Annotated in this window: 7 protein-coding genes and 1 riboswitch; of the genes, 6 read left to right on the plus strand and 1 reads right to left on the minus strand. The window is 44.1% G+C overall.

Going from position 1 to position 11,977, the window contains the following annotated elements; all coding sequences use genetic code 11:
- Positions 1-5 precede the first annotated feature (5 nt).
- From BLR82_RS09975 to BLR82_RS09985, 3 genes are all read left to right on the plus strand, one after another.
- Complete coding sequence (locus BLR82_RS09975; protein ID WP_074598828.1) at positions 6-629, plus strand: pyroglutamyl-peptidase I; 624 nt, start codon at positions 6-8, stop codon at positions 627-629.
- 252 nt (positions 630-881) lie between these two features.
- Positions 882-1,034: riboswitch (SAM riboswitch) on the plus strand.
- Positions 1,035-1,221: 187 nt separating this feature from the next.
- Positions 1,222-2,721 (plus strand): sodium:solute symporter family protein, encoded by a 1,500-nt coding sequence (locus BLR82_RS09980; protein ID WP_074598829.1) that lies wholly within the window; start codon positions 1,222-1,224, stop codon positions 2,719-2,721.
- A gap of 39 nt (positions 2,722-2,760) precedes the next feature.
- Complete coding sequence (locus tag BLR82_RS09985; RefSeq protein ID WP_074598830.1) at positions 2,761-4,146, plus strand: LLM class flavin-dependent oxidoreductase; 1,386 nt, start codon at positions 2,761-2,763, stop codon at positions 4,144-4,146.
- Positions 4,147-4,181: 35 nt separating this feature from the next.
- Here BLR82_RS09985 and BLR82_RS09990 read toward each other — a convergent pair whose 3' ends face one another.
- Positions 4,182-4,583, minus strand: a complete 402-nt coding sequence (locus BLR82_RS09990) for a hypothetical protein (RefSeq protein ID WP_074598831.1) — start codon at positions 4,581-4,583, stop codon at positions 4,182-4,184.
- 331 nt (positions 4,584-4,914) lie between these two features.
- Here BLR82_RS09990 and BLR82_RS09995 point away from each other — a divergent pair, with 331 nt between their 5' ends.
- The 3 genes from BLR82_RS09995 to lacZ all read left to right on the plus strand — a co-directional run bounded on the left by BLR82_RS09995 (position 4,915) and on the right by lacZ (position 11,972).
- Positions 4,915-6,789, plus strand: a complete 1,875-nt coding sequence (locus BLR82_RS09995; RefSeq protein ID WP_139186932.1) for a glycoside hydrolase family 3 protein — start codon at positions 4,915-4,917, stop codon at positions 6,787-6,789.
- A 142-nt stretch (positions 6,790-6,931) separates the two neighbouring features.
- Complete coding sequence (locus BLR82_RS10000) at positions 6,932-7,483, plus strand: DJ-1/PfpI family protein (RefSeq protein WP_074598832.1); 552 nt, start codon at positions 6,932-6,934, stop codon at positions 7,481-7,483.
- Positions 7,484-7,781: 298 nt separating this feature from the next.
- The gene (gene lacZ / locus BLR82_RS10005) at positions 7,782-11,972 is read left to right on the plus strand and encodes a beta-galactosidase, LacZ type (protein ID WP_074598833.1); all 4,191 of its coding nucleotides are present in this window, start codon (positions 7,782-7,784) and stop codon (positions 11,970-11,972) included.
- Positions 11,973-11,977: the final 5 nt, after the last annotated feature.

Consider the following 11,977-nt stretch of genomic DNA (forward strand, 5'->3'; position numbering starts at 1 on the left):
TATTCATGAAGGTATTACTAACTGGTTTTGAACCGTTTTTGGGGATGAGTGAAAATCCAACCGAGCTTGTAACCAAAAAGCTTGCAGGGAAAACACTCTTGGACATGGAGATAACCGGTCATATACTGCCCGTTGATTTTCAAGAAGCTTCGAAACGACTGATCACACAAGTAGACAAGTTGCAGCCGGATATGATTATTTCCCTCGGTGTGGCTGCCGGCCGCAACCGGATTACACCGGAACGGATCGCCATTAACTGTATGGATGGAGAACCTGATAATGCCGGAAACATCCATCAGGATAAAAAGATAGCCGACAACGGCCCTGATGGCTATTTTTCGACTCTGCCAATCAGGAACCTGGTGGACACACTTCAGCAAAAGGGCATCCCCGCCGGCATTTCTAATTCAGCAGGTACGTATCTTTGCAATCAAATCATGTACATAGCCCGCCACCATATCGAGACCAGTGACATCGATTGCCTGACAGGCTTTATCCATATGCCGGCCCACCACGCACTGGCAGTGGAGAACCCGAAGCTTCCTTCCTGGTCGTTGAACGATTTGACCACAGCGGTGGAAGTGATTTTACAAGAGTTGGCTATTACATCTAAAAGGGCAATGATCTAAACGGTTGCGCTGGCCGACATGGCAAGAACAAGCAAAGTTTTCCATCACAAGCGGACCAAATGGTTCTGGTTCTTTTCTTTGATATGGAATAAACTCATTTTTTTATCAAAACAGAGAAAATCCAATCCGCTTGATGTCAAAGTCACTTCCCCAACCAGTTAAAAAAAGAAAAAATATTCCGAAATATCTGTTGACAGTTATCAGGACCGTTGGTAATATAATTCCTAATTAAAACAAAATAATTGCAATTGTCTCTTATCAAGAGCAGGTGGAGGGAAATGGCCCGATGAAGCCCGGCAACCGACTGTAATACCATTGCGAAATGGGGCGTACAAATTACGCCGCGGTTATAACCGCTTAAAGCACGGTGCTAATTCCTGCAGTAGCAATACTGCAAGATAAGAGAAAGAGCGTCGTAACTTTGTGGCAAAAACCTCTTTCTCTTTGAAAGAGGTTTTTTTGATTGCATTTATCTTTAAAAAAAGGAGGACTACAATATGTTTCTAATGTATGGTTTATCTGCGATTGGTTTTGCTTTAATCGGCAGTTTCGTTTGCTCGATTATGTACCCGAAGGGCAAGGAGGCTGCAAAATGAGTACATTGCCGACTTGGACAATTATTCTGATTGTATTGATGCTCGCGAGTTATTTTGTTGGTGTATCCTATATCGGAAAACGGGGTGCACCATACAGCAAAACGATGGCCGGATTCGCAACGGCTCGTGGCAAAGTAAGCCCCTGGCTTGTCGGTGCCAGCTTTGCCGCTACCTTTGCCAGCGCCAATTTATACTTAGGGCTTCCGGGACTCGCCTATCAATACGGCATTTCAGTATTGTGGTACACCTTAGGTAGCTTTGGTACCGCCTGGCTAGGACTGCTGCTTTTCGCAAAAACATTTTGGAAGTACCAAAAAGAAAAGGGCGGCGTTTCTACCTTGCCAGAGTGGCTGGGAAAACGGTATAACAGCAAAACGCTGCAAATACTGGTATCTATTTTACTGTTGTTCAATATCTACTATATCGTCGGACAAAATGTAGGCCTGGCAACCATTTTTGAAACGATCATTGGTATCCCATATGAATGGGGAGTCGTCGCCGGCGTAATGATCACCATCATTTACATCGGGCTGGGCGGTGCCTTTGCTCAAATCATCACCGACGCTTTTCAAGGAATATTGATGTCTGTCACCTCTGTTTTGATCATTGTTTCTTTGTTCTGGACAATCGGTGGTGGCTTCCAGGTATTTGACCGGATGTTCGACCAACTAGCGGCCATCCATCCTGCCCTTGTCTCCACCTTTTCAGCGGAGGGTCCTTATGACAGCGTCCCAACAGTCCTTGCCATACAATTTTTGATGATCAGTTTTGTATTGATGCCTCATTTACTAAACAAGATTTTGGCGATTGAAACGGAAAAGGAGCTACGTCCATTTGTAATTTCCAGCGGCGTGCATTTATTCTTCATTTCTTATCTGCCAGTGTTTGGCGGATTTGCAGCCCGTATTCTCGTGCCAGGACTGACAGAGGCAGATCAGGCATTGCCTGCTTATTTAATTGAAGCTTTTCCGCCATTCATCGTAGCTTTGATGATTGTCGGCGTCATATCAGCAGTGCTTTCAAGCACAGACAGTCTCTATCTGTCGATCACTTCCAGTATAGGTAACGACATCTACCTGCCGCTGGTACAAAAAACACGAACAAAAGCCTCCACTATCAACCATGACCATCGCGCTGTTACAATCGCTAAGTTTTCTTTGCTCCTTATAGGCGCTACATCGCTTTACTTGTCGATCAATCGCCCGGAATCCTTGGCCATGCTCATTCAGTTTAGCTTTTCAGCGATCATAAGCGGTGTATTCGGTCCGGTGCTGCTAGGTTATTTTTGGAGAAAAGGAAATCAAACAGGAGCTATTGTTTCCGTTTTAACTGGTTCGTTATCCTATTTGGCCTTCACCCAGTTCAACCTGCTCCCTAATTTGTACATAGCCCTGTTTGTCAGTTCTGCTCTTGGATTTGTCAGCATGATTGGCGCAAGCTACCTGTCCACAGCAGCCGGAACGAAAGTGAAAGTGTTTGGAAAGCATAGCGCCTGAACGGAAAAAAACGATACTATTTATGCAGGAGGAATTCCAGTGACAAAACAGATCATTTTACACGCTTTTGAAATGAACAGCGCCATGCATAACTCTCATGGTCTTTGGAAACATCCGGAAAACAAACGTCAGCATGGTTATAAGGATCTACACTATTGGGTGAACTTGGCCCGCTTATTAGAAAAGGGGAAATTTGACGCTGTTTTCTTTGCCGATGTGCTGGGCGTGTACGATGTTTACCGGAACAGCAAAGCGCCATCGATTCGCGACGGTTTACAAATACCTGTAAATGACCCTGCCCTGCTTGTTTCGGCAATGGCCCAAGCAACTGAACACCTTGCATTTGCAATTACCGTAAGTACTACCTATGAGCCGCCCTTTGGAAATGCACGCCGTTTTTCGACACTTGATCACCTTACCAATGGCAGGATAGCCTGGAATATCGTCACTTCTTACCTGCCGAACGCTGCCAGAAACTTTGGTCTCGAAAAGATGATTAAACACGATGAACGATATGATATTGCCGACGAGTACCTGAATGTATCCTATCAACTTTGGGAAGGCAGCTGGGAAAAAGATGCTTTCGTCGAGGATAAACAAAAAGGTGTCCTAGTAAATCCGGATAAAGTACACGAAATCAATCACCAAGGCAGGTATTTCCGGGTAGAGGGACCTCATCTGAGTGAGCCGTCCCCACAAAAAACCCCTGTTCTTTACCAGGCTGGAACATCAGAACGCGGCCGTGCTTTCGCGGCAAAACATGCGGAATGTATTTTTGTCGGCGGTCCGACACCAGATCGGATTCGTTACTATATTGAGGACATCAAAGAACGTGCTGAAAAGCATGGACGAGATGCCTCCAAAATCAAGTTTTTATGCTTCCTGAATGTAATTGTCGGAGAAACAACCGAGGAAGCGGAGCGGAAATATAAAGAATACGCCAAACATTGGAGTCCTGATGCTGCCAAAGCACAGTACGGTGCCAGCGGCTATGACATTTCAGAGTATGAGGAACTTGACCGCTCCTTGCCGTTTGAATATACCAAAAAGACAGAGGGCGGACATTACAAAGCGGCAACCCTGACAAAAGATGCTCCGAAAAAGCTTACGGTAGGGGAAGTGCTCGACCGTTTTGAAACATTGGATCGTTCTTCTATCATTGTCGGTAATCCAGAAGAAGTCGCGGATGCTATCCAGTTTCAATTCGAGGAGTCCGGAGTGGATGGCTTTAACTTAAACCATTTGGTCACCCCAGGAGATTTAGAAGCTTTTGTGGAATTAGTCGTCCCCGAACTGCAAAAACGGGGCATTTACAAAAAGTCCTACAGACAGGGAACCCTTAGAGAAAAGCTTTTCTCCGAAGAGCCTGTCCTTCCTGCGGACCATCCTGGCAGCAAGTACAGGAATGAAATGGTGAGGAATTAAGCGAAGACAGCCCTATAGGGCTGTCTATCTTCCTTTTACGGTGCAAAAGGAAAATAAAGCACTCCCAGCACAAACACTAGGAAATACCCGGCAATTATGTAAAACAGACTAAACACGATTTCAACAAAAATGAGCGTCCATTTTACTGCAGGTGCCTGACCCCAGGCAAAACGAATCCACCGGTAATTAATCAACAGTAACAAGTAGATACCAAGAATAATGAATCCGGGTATAATCCAATTGCCGACAGCTTCACTGCCTTCCCCGCTAGAACTGTTGAAAAATCCGGATTGCCATTTCACGATTTGACTGCCGATGAGATAAATGATCCCTAATAACGCCCCGAACCCGCCGAGCCATTGTTTTTCTCGTTTAGAAGCTTTAAACAGCAGTCCAAATGTAATAAAGCTAAATAGAATAACAATAATGTAATCCATACCTCTCTCCCTCCATGTTTTTAGATTGTTTATTTCATTGTCTCTTCCTTTTATGCTTATGGTCCGCAAAAGAGAATCTTGTTCTATGAATCTATTCCCATTCCCCAAAAGAAAGATTGTATCGGCTTGAGTATATCTCACCATCTTTCATTTGTCATCGTTGTTTTTTAGCATCTGACCTACTCTATTTCAGTAAAAATCTCCTATTATCATTGCATCATTACAATTTTTACCGTTTATGCTATCGTTTTCTTGATACCGCTATCAATTTTAAAAGGAGGGTCGGCTGTCTGCCTTTTGAAGAGTAAACTACAGAACTGGAGGAATTGATTTGGCTAGTAAAACTAATCTTCGCAAGAAACTATTGGCTAGTGTAATGCTCGTTTCATTAGGATTTGGTACTACGCTAGGGAACACCCCCTCTGATGCTTCAGCCCAGAAGACCCCTTCCTACCAAAATCCCGGCCTCGATGTAGAGGTTCGTGTAGCGGATTTACTCTCAAGAATGACACTAGAAGAAAAGATAGGGCAAATGGTACAACCAGAAAGGTTTTCCGTTACGCCAGAGGACATTCAACACTATGGAATCGGCTCTGTGTTGAGCGGTGGCGGTTCTGTTCCAGATGAGAATACACCGGAAAGCTGGGCGGATATGGTTGATGACTTTCAGCAGGGTGCCCTCCGAACACGCCTCGGTATTCCGATCATTTATGGTGTGGATGCAGTTCATGGCCATAACAATGTACAGGGCGCAACGATTTTTCCGCATAATATAGGGCTTGGCGCAGCAAATGACCGAGATTTGATGAAAAGGATCGGGGAGGCTACTGCCGAGGAAGTTCGCGCCACTGGAATCAGTTATACCTTTGCCCCTACCCTTGCAGCACCACAAAATATCCGTTGGGGCAGAACATATGAAGGATATAGTGAAAAACCGCAAATTGTTAGCAAACTTGGTCCCGCTATTGTGGAAGGCTTGCAAGGAGACCCTAAGAAACGTGATTTTCTTAAAGGAAACCATATTACCTCCACCATTAAACACTTTGTCGGCGACGGTCTGACTGAGGGCGGAAAAGACCAGGGAAACGTCACCGAGTACACGGAAGAAGAACTGAAAAAACATATCAAACCATATAAAGATGCTATCAAAGCTGGCGCTAGATCTGTGATGATCACCTACAGTTCCATCAATGGATTGAAAACACATGGAGATTATCACATGATTACCGAGGTACTGAAGGGAGAACTAGGCTTCACCGGTTTTGTGATTTCCGACTATAATGGACCACAGCAAATTGTCCCTGGAGATTTCCGAGAATCGATAAAACGCAGTATTAATGCCGGTGTCGACTTATTTATGATTCCGAATGACTGGAAGCGATTCCTGTCGACTACTAAGGAGTTAGTGGAAAACGGGGAGGTTTCAACAAATCGAATCGACGATGCAGTTACCAGAATCCTTCGAGTCAAATTTGAAAATGGGTTATTTGAGGAGCCGTTTGCCGACAGGGATTTAGTAGCGGAAGGCGTCGGGAATGCCGACCACCGCGATATAGCACGGGAAGCCGTTCGCAAATCACAGGTTCTTTTAAAGAATAACAATAATATATTACCACTGGATAAAAATAGCTCCGATTTAGTCGTAGTGGGGAAAAAGGCAGATAACATCGGTTACCAAAGTGGCGGTTGGACAATCAGCTGGCAAGGATCCCCACAAAAAGATTTAACAGAAGGAACAACGATATTAGAAGGGATCCAGGAAGTTGCAGGCACTGGTTCAGAAATAACCTATAGCGAAGATGGTTCGAATATTTCCGGCCATGATGCTGCAATTGTTGTGGTCGGAGAAGAACCTTATGCAGAGGGACAAGGTGACCGTGAAGACTTACATCTTAGCCAGGAGGATATCGACCTGTTAAACGAAGTAAAAGCTTCCGGCACCCCAATGATCGTATTGCTGCTGTCTGGACGCCCAATGCTTGTTACCGATGAGATTGCTGACTGGGATGCTTTCGTTGCCTCATGGCTGCCAGGTACAGAGGGCGCAGGTATCGCCGACGTATTATTCGGTGATTACGAATTCCAGGGGAAACTGTCCTACACCTGGCCAAAGAATATGGAACAAGTAAATAACCATGTTAAAAATGATCCGCTTTTCCGTCTAGGTTATGGATTAAAAACGAAGGTTGGAAATGGAAATCAATAACCTCAAAATCTAGATTTTTGCCCCCTGCATGGACTAAATATCCTGTCAGGGGGTTTCCCTTTTGAAAAATAGTATAAACAAAAAGGATTATCAAGCTGAAACTGGAATAAAGTAGTTAAGAAATAAAACAGGAGGGATACAAATGACAAAGAAAATTTTGATTCTTGCAGGAGATGCTGTAGAGGCGTTGGAAATTTACTATCCATATTTCCGCTGTTTGGAGGAAGGCTTTGACACGACAATTGCCGCAACGAGCTCGAAACCACTGCATACGGTCGTCCACGATTTTGTGGGTTGGGAAACATATACCGAGAAGGCTGGGTATTTAATCGAGGCAAATGAAGCCTTTGCTGATATCGAACCTCAACAATATGACGGTCTCATCATTCCTGGCGGCCGGGCACCCGAACACATTCGTTTGAATGAACATGTGCCGAAAATCGTGAGCCATTTCTTTGAAGCAAACAAACCTATTGCAGCGGTCTGCCATGCCAGCCTCGTCCTGACAACCGTCCGGGAGCACATAAAAAATCGCAAAATGACGGCATATGTTGCCTGCAAGCCAGAAGTAGAAGCAGCAGGATCCACTTACATCGAAGAGCATCTTCATACAGACGGTAACCTGATTTCCGGTCATGCCTGGCCAGACCTGCCTGGTTTAATGAAGGAGTTCATCAAGCAAATCAATGGCTAAGCCTTCCTTGATTAATCGGTCTCATACGAAAATGTGTATATGGTGATTCGTTTACCATATAGAAAGAACATTTCGATACAGAGGCCGATTTTTTTACTTGTTCATTTAGTAAAATCCTACTAATCTGTAATCCTATTTGCTTGAAAGTTTAGTAGATTAACCCTATTGAGTGCCCGCTCTCCCCATGGTTTAATAAAGTTAACTGACTATTTGAAAATTTTCTTTCTATCTAACTCAGTACCTCCACTTCTATTTTTTTCAGTAGTTAGTTAATTAATTTAATAAAGGAGGAACTAATTTGCAGGTTTACCGACTCATCAAGTATCTTTATTTTTCTTTACTTTCTTTAATCTTCTGCACCTTTCTGTTCTCCGTTCCTGTTTCCGCTGAGGAAGAGAATAATAACTGGAACGGAACCCCCGAGTTATTTCAGGAAAACAGGCTTCCGAGTACCGTGACAACCATTCCGAACAATAATGAAAAGGCTTCCATTAAAGGTGATATCAATAATTCCCGCTATTTCAAATCACTTAACGGCAATTGGAAGTTTCATTGGTCGGAAAATCCAAATGAGCGCCCCGATGATTTCTATAAGGAGAATTTTGAAGACAGTGGTTGGGATACCATTCCCGTTCCAAGCAATTGGCAACTGCAAGGTTATGGAGATATCATCTATCTTAACCAGGAGCACCCTTGGCAAGGATACGGAAGAATCTCTCCTCCGGATGTGCCCATCGAACATAACGAATTGGGTTCTTACCGGCACCAATTCCAAGTGCCCGGAAACTGGAAAAAAGGAGAAATCATTCTTTCCTTTCAGGGTGTGAAATCAGCTTTCAATGTTTGGGTGAATGGCGAAAAGGTTGGATATAGTGAAGATAGCTTCACCCCAGCAGAGTTTAACATTACCGACTATGTAAAAAATGGAAAAAACACACTTGCGGTGGAAGTTTTCCGCTGGTCTGATGGAGCCTGGTTGGAAAATCAGGACATGGTGGACCTTAGTGGCATATTTCGCGATGTTTACCTATACGCTACACCTGAAGTCCATATTGAAGATTACAAACTGGAAACCGATTTAGATCAAAAGTATCAGGATGCTGTGTTGAGCATAAAAGGGAACTTAACGAATCAGGAATCAGTTAATCAGAGCGATTACTCGATTGAAGCAAAGTTGTTCGATCAGGAAAGCAAGCAGCTGAAGTTAATTGATAACGTATTGGCCATCAATTCTAAGGGAAATTTTCAAACGGATATAAAAGTGAAAAAACCGTTGAAATGGTCAGCAGAACAGCCCAATTTATATACCCTAGTACTAAATGTAAGGGATAAAAAAGGAAAAATAGTAGAAACGGTAAGCTCTAAAGTAGGATTTCGGGAGATAGAAATCCAGAACAAACAAGTGAGAATAAACGGTAAGCCGATCACAATCAAAGGTGTCAATCGCCATGAGGTAGACCCGGACACTGGTTATGTAATGTCAGAAGAACGTATGCGCGAGGACATTGAAATAATGAAACGAAACAACATAAATGCCGTCCGAACCGCGCATTATCCGTTCCATCCACGTTTTTATGAATTAGCCGATGAATATGGCATTTATATCCTGGATGAGGCCAACAATGAATCACACAATATGCGCCCCTTCCCTGGAAATAGCCCGGAATGGACTTCTGCCGTACAGGATCGAATCAAAACGATGGTCGAACGGGACAAAAACCATCCTTCTGTTATTTTCTGGTCGATGGGAAATGAGGTAGGCTCTGGTGACATGTTCCGCGAAGCTTCCGAATGGATCAGGGAATACGATCCTACACGTCTGCTCCATTTCCAGCAGGATAATAGCCTTGCAGACTTTGACAGCTTCATGTATCCAAGCCTCTCGATTTTAGAAAACAATGGAAAAAGGAACGAAAGGCCATTAATAATGTGTGAATATGCACACGCGATGGGAAATAGTCTCGGCAATATCAAAGAGTATTGGGAGATTATCGATAAGTACGATAACCTACAAGGCGGATTTGTCTGGGATTTTGTCGACCAATCAGTACGCCTGCCGGTTGAAGGCGGTGTAGATGGATTACCAATAAAAGAAGATTACCAGGGCGAAACGTATTTTTCCTATGGAGGCGATTGGGGGAATTACGCGAACGACGGTATTTTCTTGATGAATGGTTTGCTTAATCCAGATCGGACACCCCAGCCGGAAATGTTCGCTTTAAAAGCAGCATATCAAAATATCGATGTGAAAGCTGTAGACTTGGCTGAAAATAAAATTAGAATAAAAAACGAAAATCTGTTCACGCCTCTAAGTGATTTTGAAGGGAAATGGCAGTTGAAAGAAGATGGTCGGGTGATTCAGGAAGGCAGCATCGAAGAAGAGGTAACAGGGAATGCAAGTAAAGAGATCATCCTTCCACTCGAACAGCCTGAAAAGCTGAAACCGGGAGCGGAATACTGGCTGAATATCCATTTTACACTTGCCGAAGATACAGCATGGGCAGATAAAGGATATGAGATTGCCAATGCTCAGTTTCAACTTCCTTATGATGCTCCTGCTTCTCCTGAATTTACTACTGAAAACATGCCGGACCTTCAAGTTGAAGATGAAGAAGAACGAATTGACGTTGTCGGTGAACAATTCGATTTAACCTTTGATAAAACCAAAGGAACGATTACTTCTTTTAAGCAAAATGGACAAGAATTGATTCAGTCGGGTCCAATGCCGAACTTCTGGCGGGCTCGTAACGACAATGACTTGATGAATGGAATGATGAACCGGAATGAATCCTGGCAGCATGCCGGAGAAAACATGGAAATTACCGACGTGCAGCTAAGAGAAATCAATGATAAAGTGATTCACATTCAAGTAACGGCTTCTTTGCCAACAACAGGAGAGTCTTTCTACCGGGTAGGCTATTTTGTTTATGGTAGTGGAGAAGTTGTGGTAAGAAGTACTGTCAAACCAAGTACAGCCCTGTCGGAAATACCCGCTGTTGGGATGGAACTGACGTTGCCTGGTCAATATGAGCATATCAAGTATTACGGCCGAGGACCTTTCGAAAACTACTGGGATCGTAAAGACGGAGCTAACATCGGCGTCTACGAAAGCACTGTCGATGAACAATTCTTTGACTATCCGCGCCCGCAGGAAACCGGGAACAAAACCGACGTCCGCTGGGTTACCTTGACGGGAGAGGACGGTAACGGATTACTTGTCGGCGGATTGCCGCAATTCGAATTCTCTGCGCTTCATTACACAAAAGATGATTTGGAACAAGCAGAGCATTCCTATGAGTTAACCAAACTGGATGATATCGTGTTGACCATCAATCACAAACAAATGGGTGTATGGAATAGTTGGTCCGGAACCGCCTTGCCCGAATATATGCTTTACACGGACCAATCCTACTCCTATACCTATATGCTAAGACCATTTACAAATAGCCAATCTCCAATGGAGTTAAGCAAACGGCAAATCGACCTGGAATTACTGGACGATATAAAGGTCAACGGGGAATCGATCGAAGGCTTCCACACCGATGTTACCAACTATACCTACACCTTTTCGAGCGCCATAGACCAAACCATTCCATCAATAGAAGCATTACCAGCCAGAGAAGATGTGATCATTGAGGTGGAGGAAGCGGAAGAACTAACCGGCACGACCACCATCCACGCTAGGACTGAGGACGGATTCCTGGAGGAAACTTATACGATTGATTTTAATCCCGTTTCCGATTTGTTTATCAGTGACATGCAATGGGAATCTGCCACTACAGGCTGGGGAACGATTCAAAAAGATCAATCAGTAGCAGGTCCTCCTATCACACTGCTAGGAGAGGACGGCCCGGTTCTCTATGAAAAAGGGATTGGAATTCATGCCAACTCGGAAATTGTCTATGACCTGACCAATTGGGAATTTGATCGTTTTGAAACCTTCGCAGGGGTAGAACAGCATGCAGACCGGGATGGGAACCAGTTCATTTTCGAGGTTTGGGTCGATGGCGAACTGGCTTATCAAACCGACCCGATGCGAAAAAGCACACCTCAGGAATTTATCAGCGTAGATATCAAAAACAAGGAAAAATTGAAACTTGTCATGCGAACCATTGAGGGAGGCAGCAATGGCCATGGTCATGGGGCATGGGCCGATGCCAAATTAATCGTACAGAATGACAGCGAAGACGTTTTGGAAAGTGCAACACTCGCAGTCGATCCGCAAACCGTTCAACCAGGCGGACTGACACACTTGCATGTAAATGCCTCCACAGCCAACGGGGAAGCAGTCAGCTTGGATAACAGTCAAATAGAATTTCACACTAGCGAACCAGACATCATCGACTTTGACACCCAGTATGAAGATTTATTGATGTACGTGGCAAGTAATACGGGTGACGTTGAAAATTTTGAAGTTTGGGCAACCGTCACTGTCAGAGATACAAAGGTTGATACCAATAAAGTAGAAGTAAATGTGGTTCAATCATAATGCAA

This window comes from Sediminibacillus halophilus, from assembly GCF_900103695.1.
GTDB classification, from domain to species: Bacteria; Bacillota; Bacilli; order Bacillales; family Amphibacillaceae; genus Sediminibacillus; species Sediminibacillus halophilus.